Genomic DNA, 17,287 nt, shown 5'->3' on the forward strand with positions numbered 1-17,287 from the left:
AATTTAGTTAATTCTATGTCTGATATTGAAACCCATCCGCTACCGCCATTTTTACCACCCAATGCCAAATTGCTGATGTTGGGTAGTTTCCCGCCACCTGCCACACGCTGGAAAATGAACTTTTATTATCCAAACTACCAGAATGATATGTGGCGGATTTTTGGACTGATTTTCTTTGAAAATAAAGATTACTTTTTGGACTTACCTAATAAAAAATTTCAGGAACAATTAATCCGGGATTTTTTAACAGAAACGGGGATTGCGATTTTTGATAGTGGCTATCAGATCCGGCGTTTAAAGGGCAATGCTTCAGACAAGTTTTTGGAAATAGTAGTACCTACCAATATTGAGCAACTGCTCAGCCAAATGCCGCAGTGCAATCATATTATGACCACAGGCGACAAGGCCACAGACACCATGATGCTGTCCATGCCTGAAGGGACTTTAAAGCCGAGTATTGGTCAGCCAAGTCAGGCCCATTTTGTCGGACGTGATCTGTATTTATATCGCATGCCTTCATCTTCTCGAGCATATCCGGTTTCTCTGGAGAAAAAAGCCGAAAGTTACCGGACAATGTTTGAACATGTGGGTCTGATTTAATATTTAATCCAATAATCAGGTGAAAATAGTTAAAGAAGTTTCTGGGCTGCAGATAAGAAATAAACTTACTATTTGTAAGTTGGTGGCTTTATTTATTCATATTTGGATATTCGACCCAGCGATAGCTACTGATCTTAATCTCCCGGACATGATGAAAGCTTGACCAGATTAACTGGCTACCTTTGGTCCATTTTAAAGCTCGAATACGCGACTCCACCTGCTGTATTTCCTCAGGCGAGGCCGGACGTAAAGGACCAATTTCTCCATATAAGCGTACTCCTGGATAACGCTTAAATTTACCTTTCAACAGTGCATGAAACCAAAACAGTTTGCTACTGTTCACGGCTTGTATGCAGGCCAGTGGCTGATACTGTAAATTTTCACAGAACGTAGTCGAATAAGTATCAAAAAAGAAACCCGTGCTGGTCTTTTTGTTGAGGAATACGGTTCCGATCGGAGTAATGCTAGGAAAGCCTTTAGAGTTGACCGTTGCAATAGGGCAATGCATGGCGGCCCGTTGTGCATCAGCGACCACCTGGCGAATCTGTTGCCATTCATTATCAGAAATCATGCCTTGATTCTCTTATTATTTTTATAAATTTTATAACAAATTACCCAGCTTGGCATTGCCTGAAAAAACTGAAGCTACGGCAGTTTGATCAATCTAAATCGTTATTCAGATTATAAAAAAGAGCCCCATAGGCTCTTTAAAAAATGCAAAACTCGGCGATTAGCCATCGTATTCGACATAATCCCATAAGTTTAAACGTGCTTTAATTTCCTGACGGATCTCGGGCAACATCGGCAAAAGAGTGCCATCAATCCATAAGCTTAACGCTTGGGCAGAGAGTACTTGCTGCAGTTCATCGACCAGTTGTGCACCTTTCAACATAATACCGGTCTCATCAGTGGCTTCGGTTTCTACACCTTTAAATAAAACCTGTAATTCATAACCGCTATCCTGAATCAGCCATTCCAGTTCAAGTTGAATATTTTCACTGGATTTCAAAACTACCTGTCCCTCGACCGTATCGGAGTCGGACAGACAGTCATGTTCCACCCGAATTTTGGCCAAATACCATTCTTGCTGGGATAAATCATGGAGAGTTTTTACAGGCGTCAGAATATCACTGAACTTAAACTGACGGCTTAAATCAAAAAATTGCATGGGAGTGGAGGGCGAACAATCGCAAAATACGAGAAAAGTGTAATTCTAAAGTAAGCGCAATCGACTGTAAAACCTTTTAAAAGATGATCGGACTAAGTTAGGTTAATCGGCTATTCTCGAAATACGGGCTTTTCATAGCATGTAATTTTAAGGTCACTCCAATGTCATTACATTAACCATTCACCGGGAAATTTCGTCACCAGATTCATCATAAAACGCTGGAATTTTGTAGTTTCCGGATCATGTGAATGTTGAATGCTACGGCCATCTTTTTGATGTTCTAGCCAAATCATTTCATTTTTTTCATTCAGCTTGAGCTGATAAGCCACGCGTGGTAAGTACTGATTCATCGCACTGGTAATTTCCTTCTGAAAATCTTCCGACTCAATGACCAGACCGACTTCGGTATTCAGATAGGCTGAACGCGGATCAAAATTAAATGAACCGACAAAAACCATGCCATCCAGATCAAAAAACTTGGCATGCAAACTGGAGCTGTTTTTGTTTTTAGCCGGGATAATGTCACCGGTCATAATTTCATACCAGGTCCGTTCTGGACGGACAATGTAGGGTTTAAATTCCCAGAGTTCGATGCCACTTTTCAATAATTGCTGACGATATTGCTGATAATAGGCATGCACCGCAGCCACATCATTGGCCTGAAAAGAGTTGGTCAGGATTCTGATTTTCACGCCTTGTTGCGCACGACGGGTTAAATAGTCAGCCCCTTTTTGCGTGGGAATAAAGTACGAGGACACCAGTTCCAGATGTTTTTTCGGCTCACCCATTAATTCGAGCATATGGGTATAAATATAATCGCCATTTTTGGCATGAGGACGAGCTTTTGCGGGACTATCCGCAACAAAATAAGCCGGCGCCCAGTGAATGGGTTGTTTTTTTAAGTGCTGTTCGACTTGTTTCTCGGCAATACCCACCCGGCGTTTGAGTTCAGTTTCATCAACATCTTCACGTTCAAATTCAGTTCTGAGCCTTTTAAGCATTTCAGGATGGCCGGCATCATTCAACACCTGTCGAACGTCATAACTCAGATCATCATTCCAGAAGTTAATAAAGGTCTGATTGGCATCTGTTACGCTTTGACCCGCGAAGAATATATCCACATCGGTGAATTGAAAATCTTCACTGGCATCAAAATATTCACTGCTGATATTGCGGCCACCGGTCACGGCTGCAGTGCCATCCGCAATGATCAGTTTATTGTGCATGCGATGGTTGACCTTTTTCATCCGGAAACCATAATCCAGCGCACGTAAATGACGAAATTTATAGGGATTAAAAATCCGGACTTCAAAATTTGGATGCTGGCTTAGAGCGAGAAGCTTGTCATCAAGCTGGGTGCCATTTTGATCGTCAATCTGAATCCGTACTTTAACACCGCGATCAGCGGCTTTAAGTAATTGAGACAAGATCATATTGCCAATATAATCATCCTTCCAGATGTAATATTGCAGGTCCAGATGATATTTGGCCTTGTTAATCAGGTGCAGACGCGCTGCCATACTCATAAAGCCATCATAGAGCGGCAAGAAAGCCGTTTTACCACTATTGATCTGCTGTTTTGAAAGTTGATTGTCGATCCAATGTGCAGGTCGAACCGGCGTGATTTTCGCTTCTTCAGCAGTGTTGGGAGCCAGTTCACAGCCAGAAAGCATGATGCTAAAAGTAAAAATGCTCAAACATACAAAGGGCGAAGGTTTAGTCATTGATGTTCCATTAATTATAGGATCTTTTATTCCTTATCTGGTGATGTTAATAGTTGAATCTCCGAATAGAAAGAGGTTACTGTTAGTCATCTGTAAATCAGCAAAAAAAGGACAGTTTTACATGAAATCACGTGCAGCAGTTGCGTTTGGTCCAGGCCAGCCATTAGAAATTGTAGAAGTGGATGTTGCTCCACCAAAAGCAGGTGAAGTATTAGTAAAAATTAGCCATACAGGTGTGTGTCATACAGATGCATTTACCTTGTCTGGTGAAGATCCTGAAGGTGTATTCCCTGCAATTTTGGGTCATGAAGGTGCGGGTGTGGTCGTTGAAGTAGGTGAAGGAGTCACTAGCCTGAAACCGGGCGATCACGTGATTCCGCTTTATACTGCTGAGTGTGGCGAATGCTTGTTCTGTAAATCAGGCAAGACCAACCTGTGTGTTGCTGTACGGGCGACGCAAGGTAAAGGTGTCATGCCAGATGGTACGACCCGTTTCTCTTATAATGGCGAGCCGATCTATCACTATATGGGTTGTTCAACTTTTTCAGAATATACCGTGGTTGCTGAAGTTTCTCTGGCAAAAATTAATCCTGAAGCCAACCATGAGCATGTTTGCCTGCTGGGCTGTGGTGTGACTACCGGTATTGGTGCAGTACATAACACCGCTAAAGTTCAGGAAGGTGACAGTGTTGCAGTATTTGGTTTAGGTGGTATCGGTCTTGCTGTAGTGCAAGGCGCACGTCAGGCCAAAGCCGGCCGTATCATTGTGATTGATACCAATCCGGATAAATTTGAACTGGCGAAACAGTTTGGTGCGACAGATTTCCTGAATCCAAAAGACTATGATCAGCCGATCCAGCAAGTGATCGTCGAAATGACTGGTTGGGGTGTAGACCATTCATTCGAATGTATCGGTAATGTAGATGTAATGCGTTCAGCATTAGAATGTGCGCACCGTGGCTGGGGTCAATCAGTGATTATTGGAGTAGCCGGTGCAGGTAAAGAAATTTCAACCCGTCCATTCCAGTTAGTCACAGGTCGTAAATGGATGGGTACTGCGTTTGGTGGGGTGAAAGGCCGTTCACAATTGCCGGGAATGGTAGAGCAATCCATGAAAGGTGAAATTCAACTTGAGCCTTTTGTGACACATACCATGCCATTAGATCAGATCAATGAAGCTTTTGACCTGATGCATGAAGGCAAGTCGATCCGTACAGTCATTCATTTTGACTAAGCTGTTTTAATCTAAAAAAGACCGGTACCAATCCGGTCTTTTTTATGCGGCTTTCACTTGATTCAGGATACATTAGTGCATGAAAGCCTCACAGAGAATCACTGAAACAACACACGCCTGCTAATGTCATTACATGCCAGATGCTTATATTAAATAGGACGTATGAAAATACGTGATAAAACCATTTTAAAGAATAAGGATAAGCTCTATGTCGAATGATAATTTTGATCGTGATGTAATTAAGAATGCGCCTAAAGATGTCCGCGATGATTTAAATGCTGATCCAATTACTGGTGAACCTGGTGCTCATCCTGTGGGTACAGGTGTCGGTGCTGCAGGTGGCGCAGCAGCTGGTGCAGCCATTGGTGCTGCAGGCGGTCCAGTGGGTGTCGCTGTCGGTGGTGTAGTTGGTGCTGTTGTTGGTGGTCTGGCAGGTAAAGGTGTTGGTGAAGCTATAAATCCAACAGAAGAACAGGCTTACTGGCGTGATAATTCGATCAATACGCCATACTATTCAGATGCACGTACCACCTATAGCGATCTGGATTATGACCGTGATTATGATACGGCCTATCGAGTCGGTTATGAAAACCGTGGCAGCTATGATGCTCATACCCGTTTTGAAGATGTAGAACCTGATTTGAGACTGAAATGGGAACAAATGAAAGGCGAATCACGTTTAAACTGGGAACAGGCTAAATTTGCAGTGCGTGATGCCTGGAATCGTGTTTCACGTTAATTTTTAATCTTTGGATTAAACTGAAGTTTCTTTGGTAAAATCTGCAATAGGTTTGTGGGTTTTACCAATTTTAGTGATACATCTCACGGTTTGATGAATTAATAAATAAAAGTAGAAAAGTTAATAAATATTTTTTTATATTTAATGCTTGTCAAATGATCACAGAGCGCGTATTTTAATTTCAGAATCACATTTTATGAAAGACATAACATGTTAAAGCAACCTATCATTTCAAACGCATATTTTTATTTCTGGCAGTTTAGCTAATTGCCTGAATGCGTTTGGGCAATGAAAAGGTTGCCCACCAGTTTATACCTGATCGGCAACCCTGATCAGGTTTTTTTATGCCTTTCATTTTTTACAATATTTTGGAGACAGCCATGACAAACTTTAACTATTCATACTTTAACAACTTTTATTGGTCTTATTTTAGTCAGCTAATGACACTCACAACACCTTCGATTAGACCCATAACGCTCAAATAAAAGTTTGGACTGATTGCCAGTCCCAGGATTAAAGTCATGAATACCCCAAATACATCACAACAACATCATGCTGAAAGCATTTTAATTTTACCTCAGCAGCTTAAGCAGCAATTGCCACTGTCTCCGCAATTAGCCAGCCAAGTCGCTGAACACCGTCAAACTATTCAAAATATATTAGAAGGCAAGGATCATCGTTTAATGGTGGTCACAGGCCCATGTTCCATTCATGATGAAGCTTCCGCGCTAGACTATGCAGAAAAATTAAAACAACTTCAGTCACAGCTATCTGATCAGATTTTCCTGGTGATGCGTGCTTATATTGAAAAACCACGGACTACGGTGGGTTGGAAAGGTTTCCTTTACGATCCAAATCTGGATGGTTCATCCAATATGCAATTGGGCTTGGAAAAATCCCGTGACTTATACCTAAAAATTATTGAAATGGGCCTGCCAATCGCTTCGGAAATTCTTAGCCCAATGGCAACTGCTTATTTCGATGACTTACTAGCTTGGGGTGCGATTGGCGCACGTACCAGCGAATCGCAAATTCATCGCGAAATTTCCAGCCATATGCCATATAGCATTGGTTTCAAAAATGGTACTGACGGTTCGATTCAAATTGCTCTGGATGCCATTCAGTCTGCCTCTCATCCGCATCAATTCCTGGGAATGAGCCAATCCGGTTTGCCATGCATTTTACACTCGCAAGGTAATCCGAAAGCACATTTGATTTTACGTGGCTCGAATAGCGGACCAAATTACCAATTGTCAGAAATTGAGAAAATCCGGGCCAAACATCAGATCGACTTACCGGCATTGGTGATTGACTGTAGTCATGGCAATAGCTCAAAAAATCCGATGCTGCAGCCTGAAGTATTGGAGCAGATCGTGGCAGAACGCTTACAGACCAATGTTCGTGGCGTAATGCTAGAAAGTCATCTTGTTGACGGCAACCAGAAAATTTCTGAGCAAATGACTTATGGTCAGTCTGTAACTGATGGATGTCTGGGCTGGGCTAAAACCGAACAGATGTTGTTAAATATGACTGACTCACTACGACTTGAAGGTTTGAAGCGTAGTGCTTAAAACTGAATGATGTCTTTCCTCAATTGATTGGGGAAAGACAGAATCCGATGAGGCTGATCAGCGGCATTTACTTAAATGCTTAAAGTAGCTAATCAGAGCATTTGAAAATAAAAATAATGATTAGAACGATTTTATAATATGAATAGCCATCTCTACTATTTCTATAAGATGAATTTATGAATGATTTTTTAACGGTAACAGGTTGGATTATAGGTGTAGTATCAATTGGTTATGCTTATCTTTCAGGTAAAAAAAGCGATGAAAAATTTTCTAGTATTCTTAACAAACTAGCTTCTCAGCCTATAGAGATTTTAGCTATTCTTAGCTCACCAAATGAAAATAAAGTAATAGAGCTATATGACTTTCAGAATAGAGTTAATGAACCCTATGTTTTATCTAAGTTTGATATAGATAATGATGGAGAGGATGAAATTTTCATACAATCAGGTGCAGGACCATATAGCTGTAAATTAGAAATATATAATTATATAAAAGATCCAGATGAACCCACACTTCAATTAATGGATACAGTAGTTGTTAGCACGACTGCTGGATACATATTCACTGATATAGATAATGATGGGATGCTAGAAATTATAACAAATGATAATTCTATTAAGGCAGATAAACCCTATGTCTTAGGTTTTAGAGATAGAGTGATTTTCAAATTTGTAGATAAAAAAATTAAAGAAATATCACGTTTAGAGCTGTATACAGAAGAAGAAATGACATCAAGATTAGAAGCGTTTGAAAAAGAGAATTTTAGTTAAGTTGAGGATATATAAATTAAATATATATTAAAGTTTTTCTAAAATTAACATAATACACCTTATGCGAAACTCAGTTTTTTATTTCATATAAATTATTAGGTTATACCGTATTGGAAAGCCTAACTCAGCTGAATTTAGCTTTTTTAATAATTTATGAAGTTCCACACCTATTATTTGAACAAAGTTCCACGATTGATTCTGTTCAATTTTCATAAACATTGTTCTATTTTTCATAATTCATTAGTGCATGTGGTAGAACCGAAATTGGTACATAAAAAATAGAGGAGTTGGTAATCATAAGGAAAAAAATAACACTCTATATGTCGTAAAGGACAAATTATGATTCGTCTGATAGAATTTTACCATTTAAATGACAATCTTCTTTTTGAGCAGAGTTGCTTTAAAAAAGCGTATATATTGCAGGTTAATTTCATTTTTATTGAAGTAAATCACATAAAAAATTTAAAATATTTTCTTTATAAATCAAATATGTTTGAGGCTTTAAAAAAAACGCTGCACAATGAAATCAAAATATTTTGACATAAATCTAAGATTGAGATTTGTGCCGTTGTGCATTTCCGGGGGAAAAGATGTTCACGGCAGAATTGTTGGACGAAGCAAAAAAATTCATGCATCACATGCTGACTAAGGTGGTGGAATATGGCGGTTCAGATTTATTTATTACGGCTGATTTTCCACCTAGTATTAAACATCAGGGCTTAATGAAACCTTTTGGACAGCAGGAACTCACGGCTGAAAAAACCAAGCTGTTTGCCTACAGCTTGATGAATGATAAACAGCGTAAAGAATTTGAAACTGAACTCGAGTGCAATTTTGCCATCACCGTGCCAGGTGTTTCCCGTTTCCGGGTCAATGTGTTCCAGCAACAACTCAATGTCGGCATGGTAATTCGTACCATTACTGCAGAAATTCCAAACTTCCAGAAACTGAAATTACCGGAATCGCTGAAACATGTGATTATGGAAAAACGCGGACTGGTGCTGGTGGTCGGTGGAACGGGTTCAGGTAAATCAACTTCACTCGCGGCGATGATTGACTACCGTAATGAAAATTCGGCCGGGCATATCATTACCGTAGAAGACCCGGTTGAATATGTGCACAAGCATAAAAAATCCATGATTACTCATCGTGAAGTCGGAGTGGACTGCCATTCCTGGCATAATGCGCTGAAAAATACCTTGCGTCAGGCACCAGATGTGATTCTGATCGGCGAAATTCGCGATACTGAAACCATGGAACACGCGATTGCTTTTGCTGAAACTGGACATCTGTGTCTGGGAACGCTGCACTCGAACAATGCCAACCAGACTTTGGACCGGATTATCAATTTCTTCCCGGAAGAACGCCGGAACCAGCTATTAATGGATTTGTCATCCAATATGAAGGCGATCATTTCACAGCGTCTGATTCGTACTCAAGATGGTAAAGGCCGTCGTGCAGCGATTGAAATCATGTTAAATACGCCACTGATGTCTGACCTGATTTTGAAAGGTGAATTCCACGAATTGAAAGCGATTATGGCGAAATCGCGTGAACTGGGCATGCAGACCTTTGACCAGGCCTTATTTGACCTGTATAACCAGGGTGAAATTTCTTATGAAGAAGCCTTGCGCAATGCCGATTCGACCAATGAACTGCGCTTACAAATCAAGCTGAAAAGTAACCGACAGGACACTACCGTAGCCACAGAGGCAACCCAATTCACCATGATGCAAGAGCCAAAAGCGGAAGAGAAACAAGCAGAGAATACTTCGGTGTCAGAATAAATATTTGCTCAAAAAATCACAGGCAGAATTTTCTGCCTGTTTTTATTTATCTTATTTATTATTCAATCCATAAAACTAGGGTCTGTTGACATTTCAAGTATAGAATTTACCCGATAAAGGTAGCCAAATAAATATACAAGCTAATGCAACTGCCCCCTCATAGCTACACTTTAGCTTATCATATCGTGTTGCTATTCCTCTGAACTGCTTTAACCTACAAAATGCATTCTCAACTAAGTGTCTGATTTTATATAAATACCAATCCATATGATCATTATTTGACTGAGTATTTGATTTTCTTGGAATATTCGCTTTAGTTTTTTTCGCAGATATTTGTTCTCTTAATGATTCAGAGTCATATCCTTTGTCTGCACAACATACTTCCGTTTCACTCAAATCAAGTTTTTCAATCATTTTGGGAGCAATCTTGACATCATGTATCGTTCCATCGGAGATAATAATTTCGATTGGATTGCCATCCGCATCAACAGCTAAGTGTATTTTAGAACTATTTCCACCAATGCTTTTAGAAATATCCTGATCTTTTATTCCAGCAGAATGTTGGTGTGCCCGAACATGACTACCATCAATAAAAACCCATTCCATATCAGCACTTGAAGAAATTAATTTAAATATTTTCATTAACTTATCATTTTTACACCAACGATTATATTTTTTAAAGATTGAGTTATACGAACCAAATTCTTTAGGCAAATCACGCCATGGGCAGCCTGTTCTTATTCTATAAAGTATTGCTTCGACAAAATTTCTCAAATTAGATTTGAAATAGATATCAAAATTTCGGAAAATAGAAAGTAACTTAGACCAGTGTTGATCATTCAGCATTGTACGAGGCATAGCGAGAAGTAAATTTAGTTTGGCGATTAAATTTTACTTTCTCGCTATTTTTTTGAACAGTAAATGTCAACAGACCCTAGACGGTTTTACGTTGCACCACCAGCTTAAAATAAATAATACTGCTTAAGGTTAAAATACCGCATAGCATAAAAGCAAACTGATAACTGTAAGCTGCAATGATGGCACCAATCAGTAGTGAACCGATGGCAATACCCAGGTCATAAAACGTATAAAAAGTTGAAGTTGCATAGCCAATTCGATGCTTGGGCGCACATTGAATCGCCAAAGTTTGAATACACGGCTGCACACTACCAAAGCCCACACCAACCATGACTGCAGCCAGCATAAATCCCCATAAGCTCTGAATCTGGCTCAGTAAAAATAAACCCGAACTAAAAGCCAGCAATGCCGGATAAATCACATATTGCGGGCCTTTACGATCATAAATCTTTCCGGTGATCGGCCGTAAGCTCATCATGGAAATCGCAAAAACCACAAAGAATAAACCTGCATAGGCCATTAAATCCTTGCTGGCTGCGAAGGGTGCGATAAAAGACATGATGCTCGCATAAGAAAAAGAAATCAGCATGGCCAATACTGCGACAGGCAGCACTTTCTTTTCCACAAAATCTGTCAGCTCAAGCGAGGTTTTCTTATTGGTATTTTTGATGATTTTTTCAGGTTCTTTGACCGGAATCAAAAAACAGAAGGCAAATCCGATAAAAACTAAGGCGATCAATAGCGTACTGACCTGAAAATAAGACCAGTATTCCATCAGGCTCAGACCAATTAAAGGACCCAAGACAATCCCCAGATTTACCGACATGACAAAATAGCCCATGCCTTCGCCTTTACGCTGCTCCGGAATAAATTGGTTCACCACAGGCACGCAAACTGTAGTCAATATACTGAACCAGATGCCCTGGAAGAAACGGATGATAAACAGAATCGTGAGCTGATCTGCCAGCAGATAAGTAAGTGAAAACAGGCTAAAAAACACTTCTGAAATAATCAGGGTTCTACGTACCCCAAATTTTTCGATAATTAAACCGCTAAAAGGTCGCACTGCAATGGCAGAGACCATAAACAAAGTCATGGCCAGCCCCGCCTGGGTCAGGTTGCCGCCTAATTCTTTTAAGATATAAATCGGCAAAATTGTGGTTTGCGCAAAATAGAAAATAAATAAAAACAGGTTGTTGGCCAGACAAAGGATAAATGACTTGGTCCATAGTGGCGCTGCAATGGCATTCATGATTTTCCTAAAATGATATGCTGTGAGACGCTGGGCTCAGCATGGGGGAAATTATTGTTATAAATAAGCGCGACCTATTCAGGAGCGAAGCAGATATGAGCAAGACTTTAGGGAAAATAAGTGAAAAATACAATGATATTTCATGATAAATACATGAAATTTAATTTGAACTGGAAAATGCAACGACGGATCTACAATAAAAAATCAGCCCGGAGGCTGATTTTTTTTCAAGTTAAAATGGCTTATAGGCCAGCTTCATATTCTGTATTGGAAAGCAGCTTTTCGACATCTGCTATATTGTCTGGCTTGATTTTATAGATCCAGCCTTTGCCGTATGGGTCATCATTAATAAAATCAGGATCATCTTCAAGATCAGGATTGATTTCAACCACTACGCCAGACACCGGTGCATGAATATCGGAAGCTGTTTTAACTGATTCAACCACGCCAGCTTGTTCGCCCGCAGTGATATGTGAATCAAGATCTGGTGCTTCTACATAAACCAAATCACCTAACGCATCCTGTGCATGGTCGGAAATACCGGTCACAACAAGATCACCCTCAATGCGCACCCATTCATGTGTACTTGCGTACTTTAATTCTGCAGGATGATTCATTGATAACTCCTTAAAAATCTTAAGATCATTTTTGACATGTTTTATACATTCTTTTTAAGAAAAACAAAAGGCTTATGCTCCCTTATAAATAAGGATCTTTGCGCCAGTTGCTCGGGCTGCGACCACTCCAGCGTTTAAACGCCCGGCTAAAATTGGCGACATCACTATAGCCCAGTTCATCGGCAATCTGTTCCAGAGTGAAATCTGTCCGGGACAATAACGAGGTGGCATGCCGGTAACGCACTTCATCGACCAGGGTAGAAAATGAGGTGCCTTCAGCGGCGAGTTGACGTTTTAAGGTGCGGTCAGACATGTGTAAGCGATCCGCCACACTTTCAATACTCAGATAATGCTGCTCGGCATGGGTCAAGATATCTCGGACGCGCATCGCAATCCGATGCCGTTCGCCCAAGGCAGAAAGTTCCGTTTCACACTGGTTAATCGCAATCTGGCTGGCAATCGGATCGGCGTGCACCAGCTTATTCATCAGGTAACTTTTATCAAAGCTCAGAATTAAATGCGGTTGTTCAAAACGGAACTGATGCGTTGGAAACTTCGCCATAAAGCGTTCAAAACCTTCCGGCTTCTTAAAATCGAAGTCGATTTCTCCCGTGGCATCGGTAACGCCTGTAATGGCTTTGGCCATACTGATCAGACCAATCATCAAGGCAATGGAAATTTCGGTGCGCAGCGGTTCAAGCTGAATATCGGTTTGCAGCTGTACCGTGGCTTTAGCACCAAAAGTCGAGAAAAACAGTTGCAGGAAGGGTAAACGAAGTTGAATAAATCGATTCGCCAGTACCAGCGCATCGGTAATATTATTCGCCGTCATAATCGCATAGCCAATAAAGCCATGAATCGAGATCCGCATCTGTGTGCCGAGATGATAACCCAAGGTCGGCTCTCCGGTCAGTTTCAGGGCATATTTGACCAGTTCGTTGGCGACAGGGGTTGGAATACGAAAATCAGGATCTGCCAACTGTTCACTGGTCAGGCTAAAAGGTTGGAAAAGCGATTCATTGTTATAACCCCAGCGGGAAATGACATCGAGAAGCAGGAGACCGTAAACACCTGGAATTCCTTGGTCTTGGCGTGGAGCAATTGTTTTCATGCGCGATCCGTTGCACTCATTCAAATTTTTTTATTTATAAATAGATATTGGCATGAAGCCGCCAAATTTTTCATTAAAATTGTTGGACAAAATTTTGGCGATTGTGACTCTGCCACTGGCAGATTAGCCTGAATTCAGCATTAAAATCAATTTAAACCACATAATTTTATTGATGAAATTAAAATTATTTTATTGAACCGGACACATCTCTGCATTGGCTGACTAAGGACAAGGAAATTGCTTAAGCATTGAATAGGACTTCTTCAGAGAGCTTTCAGAACTAGAGAGTTATGTCATTTCATTAAAATACCAGATAGATGGCAACTTGCTGTTCATCTGTAGAGAAAATTTTAAAAAGAGAGGTCTGGCAAAGTTTTCCTTTTTCCAGACCTGTTCAATATTAAGGACGAGCAAATGATCAGAAGTTTTGAAATCTTCTACAGATCATATTATTCATGATCTTTTGATGCTTTGACCTGTTGCTGAATCAGCATGCCGCCAGTTTGACGCTGCCAAAGCTGGGCATAGATACCATTCAATGCCACCAGTTCATCATGCGTGCCTTGCTCGGCGATTCGACCCTGATCCAGTACAATCAGACGATCCATTTGGGCAATGGTCGACAAGCGATGCGCAATGGCAATCACAGTTTTACCTTGCATCAAGTCGTCCAGACTGTTCTGAATGGCGGCTTCGACTTCAGAATCCAGCGCACTAGTCGCTTCATCCAGAATCAGAATCGGCGCATCTTTCAGGAATACACGTGCAATGGCAATTCGCTGACGCTGACCACCAGAAAGCTTCACACCACGTTCACCGACATAGGCTTCATAGCCTTTTTTGCCACGCAAATCGGTCAAATTAGGAATAAACTCTTCCGCTTTGGCTTTACGCACGGCTTCAAACATTTCTTCATCAGTCGCATCCGGACGACCATATTTAATGTTTTCCGCGACAGTGCGATGCAGCAACGAAGTATCTTGAGTTACTAATGCAATGTTCTTGCGCAAACTGTCCTGAGTCACATCGTCAATATCCTGACCATCGATTAAGATACGACCCTGATTGATATGATAAAAGTGCAGCAACAGTTGAATCAGGGTAGATTTTCCGGCACCTGAACGGCCGACAATACCAATTTTTTCACCTGGGCGAATGGTCAGATTAAACTGATCAATCACGTTTTTATCATTATAGGCAAAGCTGACATTTTCGAATTTAATTTCACCGTGATTGAGCTGTAGCTCTTTGGCACCCGGTTTATCTTCAATGGCAATTTTTCGGCCTAAAGTTTTCATACCATCCTGAATGGTACCGACATTTTCAAACAGGGCAGAGGTCTGCCACATCATAAATTCGGCAATACTGTTCAGTTTCAGTACCATTGCTGTAGTTGCAGCAATAATGCCCAGCTCGGCCTGACCTTCCATCCACAACCAGATCGCAGTACCCAGTACGCCGCCATATAACACTACACTCAGCAGTAAAATACTGATTTCGTATTGGGCACCCAGACGCATCTGTTTATATACCGTTACCATAAATTCCTGCATAGAGGTCTTGGCATACTGGCTTTCACGACCGGCATGAGCAAACAGCTTGACAGTCTGAATATTGGTATAGGCATCCGTGATACGCCCGGTCATGACGGCACGGGCATCCGCCTGAGCATTGGAAATTTTGCTCAAACGTGGAATGAAATAACACGCTGCACAGATAAACAAGGCTAGCCAGACCATCAATGGAATGATCAGCAAGGGTGAAATTGCACCCAAAACAATATTGATGGTGATGAAATAAATCAGCACATAAGCCAGCATGTCACCCAGAATGACCCAGAATTCGCGTACTGCCAGAGCGGTTTGCATAACTTTGGCCGATAATCGTCCGGCAAAATCATTGTGGAAAAAATCTAGGCTTTGTTTCATGAGCAGATTATGAAAGCGCCAGCGTAAACGCATCGGGAAATTGCTATACAAAATCTGATGCTTAATTAGGGATTGGGCGCTAGCGAAAAAAATATTGGCCAGAAGAACAATACTCAGTAAGGTTAAATTGCTAGCATGCTGTTCCAGAAAAGTATCGGGCTGGCTTTTACTGAGCCAGTTCACCAGCTCACCAATTTTTGAATACAGAAAAGCTTCGAAGCTGGCAGCACCGGCAGTACACAGTACCAGAATCAGCAAATAACGGCGGACTCCATAGGCTGCCTGCCAGACAAATGGAAAAAACTTGGTCGGTAAAGGTTGGTTCAGATTTTTGGTGGGATAGGGGTCAACCAGTCTTTCAAGCCATCGAAACATTATCGTACTCTTATCATGCATTTTGCTTTTCGGGAATTATAAAGGATTCTGTTTTTTTAAGCCCGTAATTGGGTGAAATTGCCACAAAATGATTCACTCAATTAAAACTTGGATTATAAAAATTAAACTAAAGCCAGATTTATGCCAGTCAGGTTTTAAATAGATGAGGAAATAAAAAAGCCTGAAATGCAGCGGCACCTCAGGCTTGAGATTGGATGACTTGTGTTTAAGTAATAATAGAAGACGGTTGAGTAAATGCTTCCTTTAAATCAAGACCTGAAGGCGCTTGATACACTTTTAAACCAAATTCCGGAATAATCGCCAGCAGATGATCCATGATATCAGACTGGATATTTTCATACTCCACCCAGGCGGTGGTATTGGTAAAGGCATAAATCTCTAGCGGTAAACCCTCACTGGTTGGCTGCAATTGGCGCACCATCAGGGAATGATTTTTACTAATGCCCGAATGCTGTTGCAGATAAAACTCTACATAAGCACGAAAGGTTCCTAAATTGGTAAGACGGCGCTGGTTATATTGCGAATGATGGCTCAGTTGCAGGTTAAATTGTTCCAGTTCCTCTGATTTGGTATTCAGGTATTGATCCAGCAAAATAAAATTTTTCAGCTTATTCTGTTCTTCAGCCGACATAAAATGTACGCTGCTTTGATCAATATGAATCGAGCGCTTGATCCGGCGCGCACCGGCTTCCTGCATACCACGCCAGTTTTTAAAGGTATCCGTCACCAGTTTATTGGTCGGAATCGTGGTCACTGTTTTATCAAAGTTCTGTACCGTAATGGTATGTAATGACATATCAATGACATCGCCATCCGCGTTCAGCGAGGGCATTTCGATCCAGTCGCCAATACGCACCATGTCATAGGATGAAATCTGAACCGACGCCACCAGCGACAAAATGGTATTTTGAAAGACCAGCATCAACACCGCGGCCATGGCACCGAAGCCAGCCAGCAAGGTAAAGACATCCTTTTTCAGGAAAGTGCCGAGAATCATCAGGCCACAGACAATAAAGATAATCAGCTTGACCAGCTGCAAATAACCTTTAATCGGTTTGTTACGTGACTTGGGATTACGCTGATAGACCAGGTTAAAAATATTCAGTAATTCACCAAGAGCTAAGGCAATCGTCAGGAAAATAAAAGCCTGTGCCCCCATTTGCACAAAGGACTCAACCTTGTCAGATAAATGCGGTACCGTGGTAATCCCGTTCATGATCACGACTGCGGGAACAATATTGGCAATCCGGCGAATCACGCTATGCTCAGCAAAAATCTGATTATTGGCAAAAGGCATTCTGGAAATCAGTTGACGTATTCCGCGTACCACAATCTGTTTGGCAAATAGATTGGCAAGAATCGCCAGTAAGATCACAATACTCAGTGAAGATAGCATTTCCAGCCATGGGTACTGATCTGCCCATTCTTGAATATTCCGAATAAAATTAAACTGTTCCAAACGATCTTTCTCTTCAATCAAAAATTTAGATCAAGTTTATAGTTTTGGATCAGATTTTTTAATATTGGATAAC

The 17,287-nt window shown here is 41.0% G+C and carries 15 protein-coding genes; 6 read left to right on the plus strand and 9 right to left on the minus strand.

Annotated elements, in window-relative coordinates:
- The first annotated feature begins 15 nt into the window (after positions 1-15).
- Complete coding sequence (locus PYW33_RS06960; RefSeq protein WP_004647078.1) at positions 16-600, plus strand: uracil-DNA glycosylase family protein; 585 nt, start codon at positions 16-18, stop codon at positions 598-600.
- 88 nt (positions 601-688) lie between these two features.
- On the opposite strand, the gene PYW33_RS06965 is transcribed toward PYW33_RS06960, so the two are convergent.
- The 3 genes from PYW33_RS06965 to PYW33_RS06975 form a co-directional block, all read right to left on the minus strand.
- Positions 689-1,171: a hypothetical protein gene (locus PYW33_RS06965; RefSeq protein WP_004647077.1), complete on the minus strand. Its 483-nt coding sequence runs from the start codon at positions 1,169-1,171 to the stop codon at positions 689-691.
- A 159-nt stretch (positions 1,172-1,330) separates the two neighbouring features.
- Positions 1,331-1,768 carry a hypothetical protein gene (locus PYW33_RS06970; RefSeq protein ID WP_004647076.1) on the minus strand — a complete coding sequence of 146 codons (438 nt, stop codon included), beginning with the start codon at positions 1,766-1,768 and terminating at the stop codon, positions 1,331-1,333.
- Positions 1,769-1,935: 167 nt separating this feature from the next.
- Positions 1,936-3,492, minus strand: coding sequence for a phospholipase D family protein (locus PYW33_RS06975; RefSeq protein ID WP_004647074.1), 1,557 nt, complete (start codon positions 3,490-3,492; stop codon positions 1,936-1,938).
- A gap of 121 nt (positions 3,493-3,613) precedes the next feature.
- Here PYW33_RS06975 and PYW33_RS06980 point away from each other — a divergent pair, with 121 nt between their 5' ends.
- The 5 genes from PYW33_RS06980 (at position 3,614) to PYW33_RS07000 (ending at position 9,593) form a co-directional block, all read left to right on the plus strand.
- Positions 3,614-4,726: an S-(hydroxymethyl)glutathione dehydrogenase/class III alcohol dehydrogenase gene (locus PYW33_RS06980; RefSeq protein ID WP_004280430.1), complete on the plus strand. Its 1,113-nt coding sequence runs from the start codon at positions 3,614-3,616 to the stop codon at positions 4,724-4,726.
- 208 nt (positions 4,727-4,934) lie between these two features.
- The gene (locus PYW33_RS06985) at positions 4,935-5,465 is read left to right on the plus strand and encodes a hypothetical protein (protein ID WP_004280428.1); all 531 of its coding nucleotides are present in this window, start codon (positions 4,935-4,937) and stop codon (positions 5,463-5,465) included.
- Between the two features lie 521 nt (positions 5,466-5,986).
- Positions 5,987-7,036 (plus strand): 3-deoxy-7-phosphoheptulonate synthase, encoded by a 1,050-nt coding sequence (locus PYW33_RS06990; RefSeq protein ID WP_004647073.1) that lies wholly within the window; start codon positions 5,987-5,989, stop codon positions 7,034-7,036.
- A gap of 176 nt (positions 7,037-7,212) precedes the next feature.
- Positions 7,213-7,806, plus strand: coding sequence for an FG-GAP repeat domain-containing protein (locus PYW33_RS06995; protein ID WP_004647072.1), 594 nt, complete (start codon positions 7,213-7,215; stop codon positions 7,804-7,806).
- A 590-nt stretch (positions 7,807-8,396) separates the two neighbouring features.
- A complete protein-coding gene (locus PYW33_RS07000; protein ID WP_004647070.1) occupies positions 8,397-9,593 on the plus strand; it encodes a PilT/PilU family type 4a pilus ATPase in 1,197 nt (398 codons plus the stop codon).
- 93 nt (positions 9,594-9,686) lie between these two features.
- Here the strand turns inward: PYW33_RS07000 and PYW33_RS07005 are convergent, their stop codons facing one another.
- From PYW33_RS07005 to PYW33_RS07030, 6 genes are all read right to left on the minus strand, one after another.
- The gene (locus PYW33_RS07005) at positions 9,687-10,451 is read right to left on the minus strand and encodes an IS5 family transposase (protein ID WP_004645258.1); all 765 of its coding nucleotides are present in this window, start codon (positions 10,449-10,451) and stop codon (positions 9,687-9,689) included.
- Positions 10,452-10,527: 76 nt separating this feature from the next.
- A complete protein-coding gene (locus PYW33_RS07010; RefSeq protein ID WP_004647069.1) occupies positions 10,528-11,703 on the minus strand; it encodes an MFS transporter in 1,176 nt (391 codons plus the stop codon).
- 242 nt (positions 11,704-11,945) lie between these two features.
- Positions 11,946-12,320, minus strand: a complete 375-nt coding sequence (gcvH, locus tag PYW33_RS07015) for a glycine cleavage system protein GcvH (RefSeq protein WP_004647068.1) — start codon at positions 12,318-12,320, stop codon at positions 11,946-11,948.
- A gap of 82 nt (positions 12,321-12,402) precedes the next feature.
- Positions 12,403-13,431 (minus strand): AraC family transcriptional regulator, encoded by a 1,029-nt coding sequence (locus PYW33_RS07020; RefSeq protein WP_004280421.1) that lies wholly within the window; start codon positions 13,429-13,431, stop codon positions 12,403-12,405.
- A 449-nt stretch (positions 13,432-13,880) separates the two neighbouring features.
- On the minus strand, positions 13,881-15,734 hold the full coding sequence (locus PYW33_RS07025) for an ABC transporter ATP-binding protein (protein WP_004647067.1): 1,854 nt from the start codon (positions 15,732-15,734) through the stop codon (positions 13,881-13,883).
- Positions 15,735-15,960: 226 nt separating this feature from the next.
- Positions 15,961-17,235, minus strand: a complete 1,275-nt coding sequence (locus PYW33_RS07030) for a mechanosensitive ion channel family protein (protein ID WP_004647066.1) — start codon at positions 17,233-17,235, stop codon at positions 15,961-15,963.
- Positions 17,236-17,287 lie beyond the last annotated feature (52 nt).

Source organism: Acinetobacter lwoffii (assembly GCF_029024105.1).
In the GTDB taxonomy this organism is placed as follows: domain Bacteria; phylum Pseudomonadota; class Gammaproteobacteria; order Pseudomonadales; family Moraxellaceae; genus Acinetobacter; species Acinetobacter lwoffii.

Coding starts and splice junctions, on each gene's coding strand:
- PYW33_RS06960 (WP_004647078.1), top strand. CDS start 16: ATGTCTGATATTGAAACCCATCCGCTACCGCCATTTTTACCACCCAAT.
- PYW33_RS06965 (WP_004647077.1), bottom strand. CDS start 1,171: ATGATTTCTGATAATGAATGGCAACAGATTCGCCAGGTGGTCGCTGAT.
- PYW33_RS06970 (WP_004647076.1), bottom strand. CDS start 1,768: ATGCAATTTTTTGATTTAAGCCGTCAGTTTAAGTTCAGTGATATTCTG.
- PYW33_RS06975 (WP_004647074.1), bottom strand. CDS start 3,492: ATGACTAAACCTTCGCCCTTTGTATGTTTGAGCATTTTTACTTTTAGC.
- PYW33_RS06980 (WP_004280430.1), top strand. CDS start 3,614: ATGAAATCACGTGCAGCAGTTGCGTTTGGTCCAGGCCAGCCATTAGAA.
- PYW33_RS06985 (WP_004280428.1), top strand. CDS start 4,935: ATGTCGAATGATAATTTTGATCGTGATGTAATTAAGAATGCGCCTAAA.
- PYW33_RS06990 (WP_004647073.1), top strand. CDS start 5,987: ATGAATACCCCAAATACATCACAACAACATCATGCTGAAAGCATTTTA.
- PYW33_RS06995 (WP_004647072.1), top strand. CDS start 7,213: ATGAATGATTTTTTAACGGTAACAGGTTGGATTATAGGTGTAGTATCA.
- PYW33_RS07000 (WP_004647070.1), top strand. CDS start 8,397: ATGTTCACGGCAGAATTGTTGGACGAAGCAAAAAAATTCATGCATCAC.
- PYW33_RS07005 (WP_004645258.1), bottom strand. CDS start 10,451: ATGCCTCGTACAATGCTGAATGATCAACACTGGTCTAAGTTACTTTCT.
- PYW33_RS07010 (WP_004647069.1), bottom strand. CDS start 11,703: ATGAATGCCATTGCAGCGCCACTATGGACCAAGTCATTTATCCTTTGT.
- gcvH (WP_004647068.1), bottom strand. CDS start 12,320: ATGAATCATCCTGCAGAATTAAAGTACGCAAGTACACATGAATGGGTG.
- PYW33_RS07020 (WP_004280421.1), bottom strand. CDS start 13,431: ATGAAAACAATTGCTCCACGCCAAGACCAAGGAATTCCAGGTGTTTAC.
- PYW33_RS07025 (WP_004647067.1), bottom strand. CDS start 15,734: ATGTTTCGATGGCTTGAAAGACTGGTTGACCCCTATCCCACCAAAAAT.